General features: G+C 46.0%; 14 protein-coding genes and 1 pseudogene. 8 read left to right on the forward strand and 7 right to left on the reverse strand.

What is annotated here, in order from left to right; all coding sequences use genetic code 11:
* Positions 1-84 precede the first annotated feature (84 nt).
* The 6 genes from GWP43_RS07645 to GWP43_RS07670 all read right to left on the reverse strand — a co-directional run bounded on the left by GWP43_RS07645 (position 85) and on the right by GWP43_RS07670 (position 8,295).
* Positions 85-822 (reverse strand): DUF2715 domain-containing protein, encoded by a 738-nt coding sequence (locus GWP43_RS07645; protein ID WP_162663673.1) that lies wholly within the window; start codon positions 820-822, stop codon positions 85-87.
* A gap of 89 nt (positions 823-911) precedes the next feature.
* Positions 912-2,636, reverse strand: a complete 1,725-nt coding sequence (locus tag GWP43_RS07650) for a proline--tRNA ligase (protein ID WP_162663674.1) — start codon at positions 2,634-2,636, stop codon at positions 912-914.
* 402 nt (positions 2,637-3,038) lie between these two features.
* On the reverse strand, positions 3,039-5,150 hold the full coding sequence (locus GWP43_RS07655; protein ID WP_230977595.1) for a formylglycine-generating enzyme family protein: 2,112 nt from the start codon (positions 5,148-5,150) through the stop codon (positions 3,039-3,041).
* A 69-nt stretch (positions 5,151-5,219) separates the two neighbouring features.
* Positions 5,220-6,701 (reverse strand): lipoprotein 17-related variable surface protein, encoded by a 1,482-nt coding sequence (locus GWP43_RS07660; protein WP_162663675.1) that lies wholly within the window; start codon positions 6,699-6,701, stop codon positions 5,220-5,222.
* A 317-nt stretch (positions 6,702-7,018) separates the two neighbouring features.
* Positions 7,019-7,399, reverse strand: coding sequence for a NusG domain II-containing protein (locus tag GWP43_RS07665; RefSeq protein ID WP_162663676.1), 381 nt, complete (start codon positions 7,397-7,399; stop codon positions 7,019-7,021).
* Positions 7,396-8,295 (reverse strand): patatin-like phospholipase family protein, encoded by a 900-nt coding sequence (locus tag GWP43_RS07670; protein ID WP_162663677.1) that lies wholly within the window; start codon positions 8,293-8,295, stop codon positions 7,396-7,398. Before GWP43_RS07670 ends, GWP43_RS07665 begins: the two co-directional genes overlap by 4 nt.
* Positions 8,296-8,434: 139 nt before the next feature.
* On the opposite strand from GWP43_RS07670, the gene GWP43_RS07675 reads away from it, so the two are divergent.
* The 8 genes and pseudogenes from GWP43_RS07675 (at position 8,435) to GWP43_RS07710 (ending at position 15,752) form a co-directional block, all read left to right on the forward strand.
* A complete protein-coding gene (locus tag GWP43_RS07675; RefSeq protein WP_044016249.1) occupies positions 8,435-8,908 on the forward strand; it encodes a chemotaxis protein CheW in 474 nt (157 codons plus the stop codon).
* 1 nt (position 8,909) lies between these two features.
* Positions 8,910-9,933 (forward strand): annotated as a pseudogene (locus tag GWP43_RS07680) (DegT/DnrJ/EryC1/StrS family aminotransferase).
* A gap of 9 nt (positions 9,934-9,942) precedes the next feature.
* Positions 9,943-10,794, forward strand: coding sequence for an NAD(+)/NADH kinase (locus GWP43_RS07685; RefSeq protein ID WP_162663678.1), 852 nt, complete (start codon positions 9,943-9,945; stop codon positions 10,792-10,794).
* Between the two features lie 21 nt (positions 10,795-10,815).
* Positions 10,816-12,507 (forward strand): DNA repair protein RecN, encoded by a 1,692-nt coding sequence (gene recN, locus GWP43_RS07690; protein WP_162663679.1) that lies wholly within the window; start codon positions 10,816-10,818, stop codon positions 12,505-12,507.
* Between the two features lie 6 nt (positions 12,508-12,513).
* Positions 12,514-13,314: a hypothetical protein gene (locus GWP43_RS07695; RefSeq protein WP_162663680.1), complete on the forward strand. Its 801-nt coding sequence runs from the start codon at positions 12,514-12,516 to the stop codon at positions 13,312-13,314.
* Between the two features lie 66 nt (positions 13,315-13,380).
* Positions 13,381-14,574: an HD domain-containing protein gene (locus GWP43_RS07700; protein ID WP_162663681.1), complete on the forward strand. Its 1,194-nt coding sequence runs from the start codon at positions 13,381-13,383 to the stop codon at positions 14,572-14,574.
* A gap of 235 nt (positions 14,575-14,809) precedes the next feature.
* Positions 14,810-15,130, forward strand: a complete 321-nt coding sequence (locus tag GWP43_RS07705) for a hypothetical protein (protein WP_162663682.1) — start codon at positions 14,810-14,812, stop codon at positions 15,128-15,130.
* 55 nt (positions 15,131-15,185) lie between these two features.
* A complete protein-coding gene (locus tag GWP43_RS07710; protein WP_162663683.1) occupies positions 15,186-15,752 on the forward strand; it encodes a cyclic nucleotide-binding domain-containing protein in 567 nt (188 codons plus the stop codon).
* On the opposite strand, the gene GWP43_RS07715 is transcribed toward GWP43_RS07710, so the two are convergent.
* Positions 15,732-16,949 (reverse strand): acyl-CoA reductase, encoded by a 1,218-nt coding sequence (locus GWP43_RS07715; RefSeq protein WP_162663684.1) that lies wholly within the window; start codon positions 16,947-16,949, stop codon positions 15,732-15,734. The two genes, GWP43_RS07710 and GWP43_RS07715, sit on opposite strands and share 21 nt — an antisense overlap.

A 16,949-nucleotide genomic window follows, 5' to 3' on the forward strand; every position in this document is an offset into this window, starting at 1 on the left:
AAAGGAAGAATAAAAAGACAAGCAGGACAAGAAATCAGAATTAAGCGCACACGCAATGCGGCAAATATATTGCTCTCGAGATCTCTACAGCTTAAAAGCAATTCCTAACCGCGCGGTAAAATTGTTTGCCAAAAGCCCGGATACCGCCTGTTTAGCATCCTTAACACCCTTCTGTAAGTATTCAGAAACAGTACCATGAGTATAATACTGTTGGTTAGATACCTGTATGAACGAAAGATTATCCGTAACGCCCGCAAAAATACCTACATGAGGCAGAAAGTAAAAGCTTACCCCGACATTAAGGCCGAGTCCCAATAAACCAATGAGGCGGTCTTCTGTCCAGCCAGCCAAGGCTAATGCTGTTGCCGGAATATTTCTTGTTGTTCTGATGATATCAAATCCTACACCGCCCCCAACGAATAAATTGATGGGAGAATCTTTAAAGAAAGTTCCCCCACAACCAAGCTGTCCGTTAAAAATAAACGAATTGTTATTTAATGTTCCCCCGAAATTTTTTATATCATCGATAGTAATTTGACGAGGAAGTCCCACATTCAGGGTAAGATACGCACTGCTTATTCTAAGATCAGCTCCTAAGGCATACATATTATAGCCGTCGTGAAAGAACTTATCATAGTCTTTGAATATTTTTCTTACCTCTGTAGGGGCATGAGCAATAGTATCTTTATCATACTTTGTCCACACATTAAAATTCATAAATCCGACAGGACTCACTTGTGCCGAAAAACCGACTCCCTCGGAAAACACGAACGGTGCCATAAGCATTAAACCGATAAACATACATAAAATCTTCTTTTTCATAACACAACCCTCCTTAGAGTCTCATGATTACTATAATGCGGTACTCTCTTACATCCCAATTCGTTTAGATCAGAGAGACACCCCCATACCTACTTTAATTCGCGCTGAACGCGTTGCACAACATAATCGATAACACCCTCAAGCGGCATATTCATCGACTCTTCATCCGAACGGAACTTAAATTCAATATTAGGCAGTTTCTTATCGCTGATGACAAGCCGGATAGGCAAGCCGATGAGATCCATATCCTTAAACTTAACCCCCGGCCGTTCCAAACGGTCATCCAGCAATACTTCAATACCGCGAGCCGTGAGTTCATCGTGCAGCCGGTCAGCAACGGCCTTCATGGTTCCTTCATATTGTATCGGTACAATACCGACATGATACGGAGCAACGCTCATCGGCCAGATAATTCCGTTATCGTCGTGATGCTCTTCGATAATCGATGCCAGAGCACGGTCGATGCCGATACCGTAGCAACCCATTAAAGGATACTGCTGTTGACCACTTTCGTCAAGGTAAGTCATATTCATACTTTTGGTGTATTTTGTACCGAGTTTGAAGATGTGTCCAAGCTCATTACCTTTTTTGCTGTAAAACGGCGTTTTGCACAAAGGGCAGAGATCGCCTGCCTTGACGATCCGGACATCGCACACCATCGTGGGAGCAAAATCCCGTTTCGGTTCAACATGAATATAGTGCATATCTTTTTCCAGTGCACCGGTTACGGCATCATGCATCAGCATGACACTTTCGTCAGCCAATACGGGAGCCTTGGTTAAACCGATAGGGCCGGCAAATCCGACTACGGTACCCGTAATATCTTCAACGTCCGCATTGGAGGCAAGTTCAACTTCCGCAGCTTTGAGTACTGCTGTCAATTTTGCTTCGTTTACTTCCAAATCACCGCGGATACACACTGCAACAAACTCCGAGTCGATAACCTCGGAATCTTTTACATGATAGATTAGGGTTTTAATGAATGCTTTCGGCGAGGTGTGCAAGAACGCAACTAATTCCTCTATTGTGCGGGCATCGGGTGTCGGCAGCTTCGTGCATTTTTCCGCTGTTTCGGGAAGTTCGGTGTAGGGATCGGGTGCACAGGCAGCCTTTTCTTCGTTTGCAGAATAGCGGCACTGCGGGCAAAGGATGAGCGTGTCGTCCCCGATTGCGGATTCAACCATGAATTCCTCGGAGCCGCTGCCTCCCATAGAACCGGAATCCGCCCGAACCCGTATAATACTTAAACCGAAACGGCGGAATATCTTTTCGTATGCTTCACCGAATGAACGGTAGGTTTTATCAAGACAGTCAGCGTTCGTATGGAAAGAATACGCATCCTTCATCGTAAACTCGCGGGCGCGCATTAATCCGTAACGGGGACGAATTTCATCCCGGTATTTTGTATTAATATGATACACCGAAAGCGGATAATCCTTGTACGAACCGAGCTCATACCGCATCAGGGCGGTAAACGATTCTTCGTTTGTCGGGCTGACAACGAGATCTTGACCGAGGCGGTTTTTCATCCTTAAAAGCCCGTCTCCCATCGTGTACCAGCGCTTGGACTCTTGCCAAATCTCGCCCGGAGCGACAACCGAAGCTTTACACTCCAAACATCCGGTAGCGTCGATTTCCTCCCGCACGATATTTTCAACCTTTCTGAACACCCGTAAACCGAGCGGCAGATAATTAAACAGCCCGTTCCCCAATCTACGGATCATTCCGGCGCGTAATAATAATTGATGACTGACAACAACTGCTTCCGCAGGCGTTTCCCGTAATGTGGGAATAAACGTTTGAGATCTTTTCACACTATGCCTCACTCAGGGTAATCTCATCAGACTCCTTTTACAACCCCGCAGAATAATATAGGCCGTTCAACCAGAGTTTCGCCGCTTCACGGCTCAAATGGTCGCCCAGCCTATATTATTCTGCAATTTTTATGTATATGCCTGATGTGATTACCCTTCTTCTAAAATAAACTGTGCGAAATTTTAAAAAAATTTCGCACAATAAGGAATGCAACCGCTTGAAATATCTCCGATACGATTGCCCTGATACCTCACTGTCTTAAACCAGAGTGGAAGCATATAGAATTTTTTTTTTTATGTAAAGTAGAGCATACAGAGACTAACAGGGATTCCGCATAAATACAAATATGCGGAGTCCCTGCACTCACGAACAAACCGTCCGCGTTGGGAAATGACTACCGGCTACTCTTTCCAGACTAAGCGGAAACCTCTGATAGGATCAGCTCCACTGGAACCTTTTGATTTTCGCTTGCCGGTCATGCAATCGTATACAGCTTGTCCGGTACTTTCAGACCAGTTGCCGCCGCGTACTACCCGTTGTGTCTCATAGTCCGGAAAAGGACCGGTAGGATAGGCATTTGTACTTGCATTTATGGTTGTATATAAATCCCAGCACCATTCTGCAACATTGCCACTCATATTGTGCAGTCCCAATTTGTTGGCTGTTTTGTCTCCGACATTTGCTCTACCAGGTACGGAGGGACTTTGTGATGCAAATTCCGTGCCGTTCCACCATTTATTGAAAACTGCAAAGAGGGCGGTTTCTGCGCGTAAGGTTTCATAACTTTCACCGGACGGCATTGCCATACCTTCAAAGCCAACAGGCTTTGTTGCACCGCTTGCCGAATTCAAATTGGTTAAATAAACAGTGCCGTATTGTTCGGCATTGGTGCTGTCGTTACCCTGATAACGTGCAGCGTACTCCCACTCGGCTTCCGTCGGCAAACGGAATCCTTTTTTGGAAAAATCGCAATATGCTTTATCACCATGGAAAGCCTGTTTTATGACCTTCCCCGATGGTGATCCGTCACGGTATACACACTGTTCCGTGTTTCCGAATGTCATCTCGGTATATGCATTACACCACGCTATGCAGTCAGTCCAGCTTATGTTTGCCATCGGCTGATTAGCTTGGGTAGGAGTATCGTCGTTTTTAGGGTCAAATTCAAACAAATAACCGTTCCTTTGAGCCCATTCGCACACTTCATTCCATATTTGCACACTAACTTCGTATTTACCTATAGTATAGGCATTTAAATTGACTGTGCGTCCATTGATAAATACGCCTTTCCATGAAGCGTCGGCGGTTGGCAAGGTATACGAAACGGCATGTCCGGTAATACCGCCTGTAGGAGGCGTTACCTTTACACCGTTGGGAACGGGAACTTGTTGTGTGATCGCATATATGTCGGTGTCTTCTTCAAAATCATCAATGTCAAACAGCTCTTTTCCGGTTGTGCTGCCTTTTTTCCATGTGGCAAACACATAGCCTGGGTTACAGGTTATCTTAGTTTTTGCTTCGTCTTTTATTTCTCTCCATTTTACGCCATATGGCTTTGTAATTTTAGGATCTGCTGCCAACTGAACATAACCGTTGCTTTTTATCGTGATAGTAACATCTGTCGGTCTTGTTTCGACGTATATCGTCGTTTTGCCTCTAAATTGAAAGTTATCGTAAAATTCGATACCGGTTTTACTGCCTTTTTTCCATGCAAGTATGACAAAACCGGGTTTTTGACTAACTTTATCCATAACTCTGGTTTTTATTTCGCTCCATTTTGTGCCCTTAGGTACATACATTTCGGCAGGAGAAGTGATATCGACATGCTCTCCTTTAATGGTAAGCTGTATATCTATCGGTTTTGTTTCTATAAAGACAGTAGTATTGGCATTAAACGAAGTTATATAGCTGTCATCCAAAACCTGCCCTGAAGCATTGCTAAGACGCCAGTTTTTAAGCTCATAATGAGACTGATATTTTTGTATTTTCGTTTTTGCAAGCGCTTCGATTTCATCCCAGTGCTTGCCCGGAGCCACTTCAAATGTAGGATCGGCTTTTAATATAACCCCTGTGTCTCCCGCAACCGTTATCGTAATCTTAGACGGCAGCGGCGTTGTGATCTGTTTTGTTACAACAAAAACAGTTGTATTTGCATTAAAAACATAGTCAGCAATTAAATCATCACCGGCAGCATTGGTAAGTTTCCATTTGTCGAGTCCGTAATGTTCGTTGTAGTGGTCTATTTTATCTTCCGCCAATGCTTGTAATTGATGCCAGGTTTTTCCTTTATCAGCCGTAAATGTTTTTTCCGCTTTAAGCGTAACGTGCTCATCCCCCGCAACCGTTATCGTTATTTGTGTAGGTGTTGAGCTGCCGCCGCTTCCGCCCTCTTCCTGTGGGGAAGACGGGGGTAACGGCTGCGTCTCCTTGGATGGAGTATTGGGGCCTTTACATCCTGCAAAAAATGCCGCAAGCGTTATCATCGCTGCTATAGTCAATAGTATCTTTTTCATAAGCTCTCCTCGTGTCTTGTATAATGTGCAAATCCGCCTTTGTGCGGATAAATGGGTGAATACATCAATCTACGGCTCGGTGGTTACTTTTAATACGGGGCCGGAACCCTTGAGTTTTACCAGAACTTCCATCGATGTTGAATTGGCTTTTTTTTCCAATTGTATGTTTTCGATAAAGATAACCTTATTATTTTTAGTTTTTGAAGCCCCACCGTATGAGCCTCCTGCACTGCCTAAATAAGTGGCGGGATTCGTATTTTCACTGTTTACACACAAATTAAAAAGGGAATCGCTGCCGCCGAAAGGATTGTCGATTATAGCATTATTGGATTCATTTATACGCAACAATGCTCTGCTAAATACTTTGTTCTTCCAGTTGGTTTTATCAGCCGGTGATAATGAAGATTTCGGTATAAGATTAAAGAAAAGATGATTCTTTTTCGCAAGAGCCGCATTATCGGGAATACTTGCAAACCCCGACTTTTCTATCGGTTTAATTGCCGTAATATCGTTTTGATTTACAATCTGTTCATTGGTTGCAATACAAAGTTTTATCGTAACCGTACCTGTGTAGTCATCGGCATCGATTCCGCCGTTTTTAGGCTGAAAGGCACCGTACGAAATATCAAGTGCAAGGTGTTCATCTGAATCTTTATTCTGATACAGAGCAGCGTAGTTTTGAATTTTTGTTTTAAATCCCTCAGTAAAAAGATTTACCGGCGCTTGCCCGGATTTTTTTGCAAAAGCATAAAAGGACGAAGCAAATTCCTTCGAATCAACTTTTATAGCAATGTCGGCGGTTTTATCCAAAATATACTTGAATACATCCTTTGCTTCAAAATAGTCTTTTTTCAGCGACGAATTTAAATGGGTAAACGAAAATTCCGTATTCTTGACAAGTGTTTCTGTCCCGCCCTCGGTGAGTTTTCGGAACACAACGCTCGGCTGTACCCACACTTTCGTACCGACCGCTTGCGCCTCTGCCACCAGTGTATAGCTGTCGTGTTCGCCAAGTTCTATGGTTGTTACGGAATCACTCAGCATAAACGATAATTTTTTTACCAGCTTTTTTCCGCTCGGGTCTTTTTTTACTTCTTCAATATATTTTGCAAGCGAATAATTGTGTTCTATAGCGTCGTCCAAATTAAGCTCGCAATCGGCAATCGATTGTATCGTTTTACCTGCAAGCGGATGCGTAAATCCGGTTACGGAAATCTTTTGGGAAAAGTTTTTACCGTCTTTCGTCCCCTTTACTTCAACCGTAAAGGTACCGGCTTGATCATCATACGCAATCATTTTTCTTTCGGTAAAGGTAATGCCGCTTGCCGGAGTGCCGTTTGTAATCTTTTTTGCGGCTGCCGAAGCGGTGATATGTCCCTTTGAGAGAGAGAACGCCGTAAGCACGTCCGATTCCGTCAATGTAATCAAATTTTGCGGAGGAGTAGATGGGACACCAGGTGTTTCCGATGACCCCTTATGATCTAACGGCGAATTACAGCTTGTCATTCCGATAGCTATCACCGCTGTTATGCAGAGTATTAGTCTCTTCATTTATACCTCATTAAAAAATATTTCCCGGTCTTTAAAGCCCGGTTCTTTCGTTTTACCCTATAGGAATTGCCAAAAGGCAACAGATGCCCTTAGCCGGTTTCCCCGTCAATGCCCCAACAATTGTATAACTTTTGATAATAAAAACGTATTTGTAATAGAGATGTCGAATGGCTTTATTATAATTTAAGCCACCGGCTACTGAAAAAGACCGTTCCACGGATATCTTTTTAACTTACACGGCAACTATATAGGATTTCTGTGAATGAATCAAGCAGATTAAAGCATATTTTTTTAGATTTTCGGAATAATACCGATTTTTAGTTCTGCGGCAGAATCATATCTTCGGAAGTATCGCCTTCAATATGCAAGAAAACCCTGTTAGGCATACAGGCATTCCAATCCCCTGCTTTTTTGAGTGCTGCAGCATTCACACAGGTTTTATTGGGACACGGCGAATCGGAGATAAAGGCGGTATTATGTTCTATCCGGATGGTAGTATTGCCGATTGCACCGGGTACAACTACCGTGCGCGGTTCGGTAAGCGGGTATATCCATTTACCGCTTGGCGTTTCAATCACCAGCCGCTGTATGTGATTCTTTCCGGTATAGAGGAAAAAACCCGCCCACAGGGAAACGGTAATAATAGAAGCAAAAATAAGATAATCAAAAACACGCAAACGGCGAAAAATAGGAATCATACGCTATACTCTTTTCTTGTTTTTCGAGTTAAAAGTGCTCGTTGTATTTTACCGTTAATACCTTTTGCAAAAAAAGTTTGCAGCAAATCCCTGTTATCCATTGTTTTCCGATATCCGAACTCGATCTGTTTTTTGGGATTGGAAAAATCATGGGAAGAACGAGCACTTGTCAAATTGATAAACGCCGTGGGGTATTCATTCGGTTGCAATGCAATATGAGCGGTAGTACAGGCAAGCGTTCTCGTCAATACTGCAATCGAGGTATCCAATTCGGAAGCGGTAACCGGTTCAAGTGCACCGAAGGTGAGAGCAAGGATATTTTTATAGCCCTGATTGCGGGCAATCCATACGGGGGTATTATCCATCACACAAGCGTCGATCAGCATTTGTTTTTGCTGCTTAACGGGAATAAAAAGCCCCGGATAAGAAGCGCTCGCTCGCATCGCATCTGCTAAAAGACCTGACTGTAAAATGACCTCTTTACCGCTGCACAGATCCAAGGCATTGCAAAAAAAAGGGATGCTGCAGTCTTTAAAAGATTTGCAACCGGAAAGTTCCAGAAAGAATTTATGGGCTTTTTCACCCGAATCCGCCCCCGTACCGGAAAGCATACGGGTAATCAATGTACCGTACTGAATAATCTGATTAAGCGCGTGTTTAAAAAGCGGAATGTGCCTGCCGCCTACATAGCGGTTAACATCGAAGGGTTGCTCGAAAACAGCCTCCATATCCCGAACCGATTTTCCGCTTGCATATAAACCGCCGATAATCGATCCCATCGAGCAGCCGACGATGCAGTCAGGCTTAGGAAAGTTTAATTCTTCAAGTGCTTTAAAAAAACCGATATAAGCGAGGCCTGCAGCTCCGCCTCCGGATAACACGAGTGCCCATTTCATAGTAACTGGTAGTATACAAAAAAATGCGATATACGCCTATAGTGCGGTTGTCCTATGATGATACCCTGCTTGAAGAAAGTTATAAATTATAGTATCTTTGCAATACGTTCGGCGTTATCAATTTTAGCGGAGGATAGATATGGCGATTACTGACGCGCAGTTTCAATTGGTTACCTTTCAGCTCGGTGAAGAGCTTTACGGTGTCGATATAATGGATGTAAAAGAGATAGTAAAGGTTCAAGAAGTCCGACAGATTCCGAATGCACCGTATTACGTCGAAGGTTTTTTCCATTTGAGAAATGAAATTATACCGATTATCAGTTTGCATAAACGGTTCCATCTTAAAAAGGCGGATTTGGACGGTGACGATGAATATTTGGGAGGGTTTATCATCCTTAAAATCGGAAAATATAAAATCGGTATTGTGATTGACCGCATCGCACGTGTCGTTATGGTACGGCAAGAAGATGTTCAGCCGCCGCCCCAGATGATTACCGGTATCGGCACCGAATATATCAATGGGGTTATCCGCCAAGACTCCGGCTATCTTATCCTATTGGATATCCGCAGATTGTTTAATCCGAAAGAATTACAAAAACTTACCACCTTCTAGCATGCCGATACCTGTTTATAGCTCTACCATCCGCCGCTCGGAAATGGATGCCGTACTCACTTGCATGGTTGAAGAAAAAATCGGCCCGGGCGAGATGAATCAAAAAACTCATTAAGTTGGTACGCGAACTCTATGGGGCGGAAGGTGCTCTTGCTTTACGCAGCCCGGCGATGGCATTAGTTTATACGCTGAAGATGTTCGACCTTCCTGAAAAGGCGGGTATTTTATTGTCAGCACTCGCCCCTTCGTGGCAATATATCGAAGTAGTACGAAACGGATTTACACCGATTGTCTTGGATGTCGATCCGTTGACCGGCTTGGTTACGCTCGAGGTGGTTGAAGAAGGAATTAAACAAGGCGGTAGAGTGCTGGTACTACACGAAACGCTCGGCAACGTCCCCGATATGGAAGCGTTTACAGCTCTTTCAATTCCGATTATCGAAGATATTTCCCAAAGCGCCGGAGCCCTGTACAGAGAAAAACGGGCAGGAACCTTCGGTTCGTTTGCGATACTGGGACTCGAAGAACGCGACATTTTAACGGGCGGCGGCGGCGGTATCTTGATTGCTACAGAGCGGCGCAATGCCTCCGTACTAAAAAATATGGCAGAAACTATTCCGATAACCGATTTTTTGCCTGACATTAATGCATCGCTTGCCTTTGTGCAGCTTAAAAATATGGAAAAAAATCTCCAGCTTCGCGATGAAATGCGGGAGCTGTATCTCCGTGCGCTTTTGCAGACAAGGCATAAGCCGCTCGTATTTTCCGAAGCGGTAAAAAATCCTGTTTATTCCTTTCCGGTGATACTTGAAAGCGGCTTTAAGGATGTAAAACAATACGTTAACCGCAAAGATATTGAGATAGAGCTCGCCTTTACCAATTCTATTGCGGACTTTTTAAAAGAAGAAAATACATGTATCAATGCGGCGTCACTTCTGCTTCGGACGGTACTCTTTCCGCTCTATCCCCGGCTCGGCCTCAATAATGCAGCGAAGATTGCAAAGGTATTGGGAACACTGCCGTAACGGACACGTATGCAAAAGAATGCCATTATCATCCTAACAACCTATAAGCCGCACGTAGCGGAGATGTCCAAGGAGCTTCTTTGCTTTTTGCAAGAAAACCGGATTCAAGCGGATATCTATGAATATGACGGCTTACCACCGGCAAAACCGATACGGAAGCGGTATGATTTTGCCGTCAGCCTTGGGGGGGACGGTACGGTGCTGTTTGCAGCGCGGTACTGTGCACCGAAAAAAATACCGGTATTTCCCATTAACCTCGGTGAATTCGGCTTTATTGCGGGCGTTGAACCGGCACATTGGAAGCAAGCGCTCGGAGAATACCTCGCAGGGAATGCGGAACACCACGAGCGGCTGATGCTTTCTACCGCCGTGTATCGTAACGGCGAATGCGTCGGCTCCTTCGATGCGCTCAACGATGTGGTTGTTTCAGGCGGCGGTATTGCAAAGCTGATAAACCTCGCACTTTCCTTTAACGGTATCTCTTTCGGCGTATATCGGGCGGACGGCGTTATCGTGTCGAGCCCGACCGGTTCTACCGCATATTCGGCAGCCTCCGGCGGCCCTATTATGGATCCGACGGTTGCGGCCTTTGTTCTTACCCCCATCTCGGCATTTTCCCTGTCAAACCGGCCGGTCGTGTTACCTGCTTCCGGTACGATGCGTATTGAGGTTTTGCATAATCGTCAAAAAGATGTTATTGTATCTATAGACGGACAGGAGTTGTTTCCGCTCTGCGAAGGCGACAAAATTGAAATTAAGATGTCGCGCCACCGATTAAAACTCATCGGGTGCTCACCGGAAGCGTTTTACACGGCGCTCCGGTCAAAATTAGCGTGGTCGGGAAGTCCGTTGCAGGAATAACACTGCGGCGCGGAGGTTGATATGCTCGAAACCATTTCGGTAAAAAATATTGCGCTTATCGACGAGCTTTCTCTCGATTTTAACGCTCATTTGAATGTGCTGTCGGGAGAAACCGGCGCAGGAAAATCAATTTTGATCGGAGCGCTCAGCTTTTTACTCGGCGGGAAGGTTACCGCGGATATTATCCGCACGGGCGCTGCCGAAGCGGCGGTGTCCGGTACATTCTACCTTGCGAATACCCATCCCGAAGCCGCCGCATGGCTTGACGAGCGCGGCATAGAACCGGAAAACAATCGGATATTGTTGCGACGCACACTGAAAGAAAACGGCCGCGGCGGTATTTGGATTCAAGACACGCAAGTATCCCGTGCCGAACTTGAAGAATTCACCTCCTTTTTAGTTGATATCCACGGTCAGCATGACCATCAATCTCTTTTTAAAACAGCGGAACACCGCCGGTTTTTGGATTCCTACGCAGGCATCCTTGATGAGGTACGGGCATTCAGCCTTCTTTATACCCGCCTCGCCGAAATAAAAGCAAAGCTGGAAACGATCGGCCATTCCGAAAAAGAGCGTACCGAACGGGCAGACTATCTTGCATTCGTCATCGATGAAATCGACAATGCACGGTTACAACCGGACGAGGACGAGGTGCTTGAGGCGGAAGAAACAAAGCTCTGCCAGTACGAAAAACTGTATGAGCAGGTTGAGACGCTGCAAAACCTCTGTACGCAGGAACAGGGCATCGTACCGCAGCTTAAAAAACTACAGCATATCTCTGACAGCGTTACCGCTATCGACCCCGCCGTTCAGGAATATGCCGAGCGGATAGAAAACGCCTACTACGAAATGCAGGATATCGGCGAATTTTTCAGCTCGTATCTTTCAAAACTCGTATTTGATCCCGACCGGTTGGAACAGGTGCAAGAGCGGCTTTCCCTTATCAATAAGCTCAAAAAAAAATACGGTGCAACCATCAAGGATATCCTCGCCTATCGGGAATCCGCACACACGGAGCTGGACTCTCTCGGCGAAAGCGAGCAGGATAAAACCGCTCTGGAGAAGGAAGTCCCCGCGCTTGAAGCAAAACTGTTTGCAGCCGGTACCGCCCTGTCGCAAAAGCGGAAAACCGCCGCAGCGGATCTTCAACAGAACATTCAAACTACCCTCACCCGCCTCGGTATGCCCAAGGTAATATTTACCGTGCAGGTTACGGCAGCCGAACCGAATGGAAATAAGCAGACTGCCGGTCTCTACGGGTTCGATTCGGTGGAATTTTTAATCAGCACCAATCCGGGAGAGCCGGTCAAACCGCTCAACAAAATAGCGTCGGGTGGTGAACTCTCGCGTGTCATGCTGGCACTGAAAACCGTCCTCACCGCAGCCGATGAAGCGGATACCCTTGTATTCGACGAAATAGATACCGGTATCGGCGGAGAGGTTGCCCGCACCGTTGCGGAACATCTGAAAAGATTGTCCGACAATAAACAGATATTATGCATTACACACCTTGCGGTTATTGCCGCCGCTGCCGATACTCATATTAAGATACTGAAAATACAATCCGAACATACAAGCCGCACATCGGCGCAGCAAATAGACGGAGAAGCCCGTATTGAAGAAATTGCACGGATGCTCGCAGGCGATGAGGTGAGTGCCGCTTCACGTATTCATGCAAAAGAGCTATTATCAAGGCAAGGAAGCATAGGATAACACGATATGGATAGTCCACAGCAAGGTACCAATATATACGAAGAACAACTCCGTTACTATCAAGAGGAAATTAATCAAATACTCAAACAGGAAAAAGCGATGACCGAGCTTACCGCAAGAGACCCTGAAGGCAGTATGTATAAAAAAATCATGCTTGTCGACGAGTTGATATATATGGTAACGCTCTATTTAGCACAATATCAAATAGCAGTTTCTTTTTTAGGTAAAAAAAATGAAACGCTGCTCAACGAAGCGCGAAAGGCCATATATAAGGTCATTATCAATCTTGAAGAAATTGTTTCAAACTTTATCGACGCTCCTTTTTCCGACTATGAAGAAAAAGTACGCAAGATTGAACACGTACCCCAAAAACAGCGGTTTTATTTAATCAGAAAATTAGGCTTGGTGATAGATCTCGTCATTCGAGCATACAGCGATAATACCAAATGGAAGTGGTCGTTTGTAGAACTCCAAGGACGATACGCAACAGTTGCTAAAAATATCCTCGATTTAAAGGATACTGCAGAAACAGGCTTTGATCCCCGTTCTCCCGACTACGAAAGTACGATGTTCCACCTTAAACTGGTAAAAAAACTATTACTGCAAGCAGCCGATCAATACCGTGCACGCTACGAAACGGCGACTTCCAGTATAGAAGATTTCAGGCTTGCCATTCAGTATTTGGAAGCTGCACGGCGTATGCATATTTTGCTGAACGAACGAAGCGCAGCAGAAGAAGTAAAACGGCAAATTGGAATATGGTCAGATAAGATGGAAAAAGATTTACAGAAACGGAAAAAAGCATAGGGCATCTTGAAAAAATTTGCCGGATTTTCGGAGGCTCCCTATAACGCAGGCGAAAGAGGAATAACAATGTTCACGAAAGAAATAGTATTCAAACTCTTTGAAGCATTTTCCATTCAGCGGTGGAATGATTTAGTCCGCCCCTTCGATATTGTCGAAATGGACAAGACGGCGGAAAAAATGTTCCTCAGTTTTATCATCGGTAAATATGAAGAAAAGAATGGAAACACGGTCAATTGGCTTACCATCATTAACCATTCGTTCTTTGAGCTGCTGCGCCGCATCGCACTCTGCGATATGAAATCTCCGGTGCAGCGCATTATCCGCTCGGAATATCCCGAAGAATATAAAAAACTGAATCGCTGGGTACTTGATAAATACAAGACAATTATCACCGATCCGCTTTTTCTTGATGAGTTTGCATCCTACCTTTTTGACCCGGCTGACCCTACGGATATAAGTTTTCGAGTGCTGCGCGCGGCACATAAATATTCGGCAATGCGTGAGCTCGATATGATCCGCATGGTGAACGAACCTTTCCGGCTGACTGAAATCGACAAATGCTTAGAGGCAGATATCGCCGATTTTATGGACTTAACAGGTTTGCAGCTTTTGCTGACACGACAGCAACCGTATTATTTTATTACGGAGATCGAAAAGCTACGGTTCCAAACCCGCTGGAACCAAACGCCGCGGGTACCGGCGACGACAGTACTCGGGCATTCGTACTTTGTTGCCGCGCTGGTTTTCTTAATGAGCCGCACGCTCGAGCTGGCGCCGCACCGGCTTGCGATGAACTTTTTTGCAGCGCTGTTCCACGACTTACCGGAAGCGGTTACCCGCGATATTATTTCCCCGGTAAAGCAGGCAACCGATCGGCTACCCGAAGTGGTTAAGCATATCGAAGATGAAATTGTCGCGAAGGAATTGCTCCCGTTGATGGACGACTTTTACCGCGAAGAGGTACTGTACTTTATTCAAGATGAATTTGAAAACCGGATTAAACTGGACGGAGAAACCCGCTGCATAACAAGCGAAGAGCTAAATACAACATACGCGGCGCCTGAGTTCTGCGGGATTGACGGTAAACTGATCCGTGCGGCAGACCACATCGCAGCCTTTGTAGAAGCCGACAGTTCCATCAACTTCGGCATCCGCTCCGAACAGCTGGAAGAAGGCAGGGCAAATATCCTGCACCACTACGGAAAAAATACCGTCATCAACGGCTTTTCCCTAGAAAGCTTTTTCGAATCGTACCGTTAAAAAGCGTGTACATAACATAAGAGGTGTGTAACAGGGCAACCGCACCGAAAATAATTAAAACGGTTGTCTTCCTTCTGTGCGAAATTTTGCACAAAATTTCGCACCGTTTATTTTAAGGAGAAGGGTAATCGATCCAGACAGATAAATCAAAATCGCAGAATAACTGAGGTCGTGAGACCATTTGAACCATCTTCAACTGTTGTACATCCATGTACAACAGTTGAAGGCGAGTTTTATGCGTGCACAAAACATCGCTGCTGCATGGAACCACCGCCATCCGTGGCGGTTCTGCAGTGTAAGCCTTTTGAAAATAGATGGTGTAGATACCTCATCAACAAATGTACATCCGTATACATTTGTTGATGGCGAGTTTTTGCAATGCAAAAACATCGCTGCTGCACGGAACCACGGACATCCTGTCCGCTCTGATACGTTGATGATTTTCAGAAGCGGCACGGATGCCGCTAGCTTAAACAGAAGCGATGTTTCGGCTCTGACCGAAACTCGCCGTCAAAAGCGTACACGGAAGTACGCTTTTGGCAGTGCGACGCAGTAGATGCGCCGTATATTTTCAAAAGTGTCTGGTGCAATTACCCTATGGAGTAGAGAAGATGAATATTGTAGAAATCCCGTTACCGCTGTTGCGGAATGAACTTTCGGCTGTGTCTTTTTTATCCTGCATATCCGAAGAAGAGCTCGGAGCGCTCGCGCAGTTTTCTCAGCTTTGCGCATTTGACGAAGGTGAGGTGCTGATTGCGGAAGGTACGATAAACGCCGATTTGTATATTTTGATGAGCGGTTCCCTTGATGTGATAAAACAAGGAAAATGGAATAAACAGGTACATGTCGCAACATTGAAAGATCACGCTTCGGTCGGCGAGTCGGCACTTCTGGAGGATGAACTCAGTACCGCAACGGTACGCGCTGCCGAAGACACGATTGTGTTGATCCTTTCTCGCAGTCAGTTCAAAAAATATATTAACGCCTATCCCAAGGCAGGATTGGTGATGATGACCTATATCGTCTTCAGTCTGTTACAAAAGCTGCGCAGCGCAAGCGAAGAGCTCGCCGACGAACGCAGTATGGTATTTGCACAGGAATACTTAACCGCGATGGTCGATATGTTTCAAGAGGATGGAAAAGACGGAAGCTCCGACTCAAATGATGAACCGCGATAATTCAGCGATTAGATCTTTACCGTCCCAAATCGTGTCCATCTCCATCGCCTGCCCCAATGCGGAGATTCGGTCGATACCTGCCGAACGTCGCTGCGCAAAAAACCGAGCGAGTTCTTCCCGCCGGTAGCCTTCCGCACAGAGCGTTTGCACCTTGAACGAGAGCAGCGGCAACAGTTCCTCTTTATTGCGGATTTCGGTTTCAAAGAAAAAGCCGAATGTTCCCCGCAGCGTCTCCACCGCATTGGCAGGCAGCTTTGCCAAAGTCGCTACATATAAAAGATTCCCCGCATACTGTTTGACGGATATTTCCTCAGGTAAGGTCATCGCCGCAAGACACAGCTGCTCGTATTTCCGCGCCGCTTGATAGGCGCCGAACCGATACGCCGCTTGGGCTTCCGCCGCAACTTTTTCCCACCAGCGGAGACGCACTGTAGAATCATCTCCGTCGTTTTCCCACACAACAAGGTGCGGGGCGGAACAGGCATTTTGATCCATCAAATATGTATCGTTGTAAAACCGGTGCGCCCATACGGCGAGCGTTTCTTCATCCGCTTGGGAAAATGCCGCTTGACTGAACAGCGCAAACGACCAGCGGTCGGGGAATACCAGTTCAACCGCATGAGGCGGCATCGGCAGCGCACGTATGCGGCGTATCGTTTCGTCCCCGCCCCACACTACCCGCGCATCGCACTCGGCCATATACGCAGCGGTTACCGCATCATCCCGACCGTAGCTGATAAACGATGTCCGCCGTTTTATAGCTTCAAACTCAGGGCGATCCAGCATCCGGCCGATGCAGGCGCAGAGCAATGTGCTGATTTCGCCGCCCCGCTCCGACAGCCGTACGATGTTTGCGTTCCCTGCAAGCAGCCCGATTGTATATGAATAGGCAAACATCGTCGGTACGTTTGAAGGCGCAATGTGGAATGCCAGCCCCCGACCGAGACGCGGAAAAGGCGAAGCATGGCGTTTAGCCAAGGCTTCAAGATGCGCCCTGCGGCACCAGAAGCCGAATGCAGCAATCTCCGGTATGGAATGCAATTCCGATGCGCCGATTTCAGCCGACACCGCAGCAAGGAACTCCATTGTCTCCGGTGAAAACACGGGATACGGTTCCCTTTCCGGCTGCAAAACACCTGCCAACAATGTTACGGCGCTTTGCGGCGATATGATAACTTCATCGGTTTTCGTTTGCAT

Origin of the sequence: Treponema vincentii (assembly GCF_010365865.1) — a bacterium.
GTDB lineage: Bacteria > Spirochaetota > Spirochaetia > Treponematales > Treponemataceae > Treponema.

Excerpts from the sequence above, each read along its gene's own strand:
- GWP43_RS07645 (WP_162663673.1), bottom strand. The coding sequence starts at position 822 with ATGAAAAAGAAGATTTTATGTATGTTTATCGGTTTAATGCTTATGGCA.
- GWP43_RS07655 (WP_230977595.1), bottom strand. The coding sequence starts at position 5,150 with ATGAAAAAGATACTATTGACTATAGCAGCGATGATAACGCTTGCGGCA.
- GWP43_RS07660 (WP_162663675.1), bottom strand. The coding sequence starts at position 6,701 with ATGAAGAGACTAATACTCTGCATAACAGCGGTGATAGCTATCGGAATG.
- GWP43_RS07665 (WP_162663676.1), bottom strand. The coding sequence starts at position 7,399 with ATGATTCCTATTTTTCGCCGTTTGCGTGTTTTTGATTATCTTATTTTT.
- GWP43_RS07670 (WP_162663677.1), bottom strand. The coding sequence starts at position 8,295 with ATGAAATGGGCACTCGTGTTATCCGGAGGCGGAGCTGCAGGCCTCGCT.
- GWP43_RS07675 (WP_044016249.1), top strand. The coding sequence starts at position 8,435 with ATGGCGATTACTGACGCGCAGTTTCAATTGGTTACCTTTCAGCTCGGT.
- GWP43_RS07685 (WP_162663678.1), top strand. The coding sequence starts at position 9,943 with ATGCAAAAGAATGCCATTATCATCCTAACAACCTATAAGCCGCACGTA.
- recN (WP_162663679.1), top strand. The coding sequence starts at position 10,816 with ATGCTCGAAACCATTTCGGTAAAAAATATTGCGCTTATCGACGAGCTT.
- GWP43_RS07695 (WP_162663680.1), top strand. The coding sequence starts at position 12,514 with ATGGATAGTCCACAGCAAGGTACCAATATATACGAAGAACAACTCCGT.
- GWP43_RS07700 (WP_162663681.1), top strand. The coding sequence starts at position 13,381 with ATGTTCACGAAAGAAATAGTATTCAAACTCTTTGAAGCATTTTCCATT.
- GWP43_RS07705 (WP_162663682.1), top strand. The coding sequence starts at position 14,810 with ATGCGTGCACAAAACATCGCTGCTGCATGGAACCACCGCCATCCGTGG.
- GWP43_RS07710 (WP_162663683.1), top strand. The coding sequence starts at position 15,186 with ATGAATATTGTAGAAATCCCGTTACCGCTGTTGCGGAATGAACTTTCG.
- GWP43_RS07715 (WP_162663684.1), bottom strand. The coding sequence starts at position 16,949 with ATGCAAACGAAAACCGATGAAGTTATCATATCGCCGCAAAGCGCCGTA.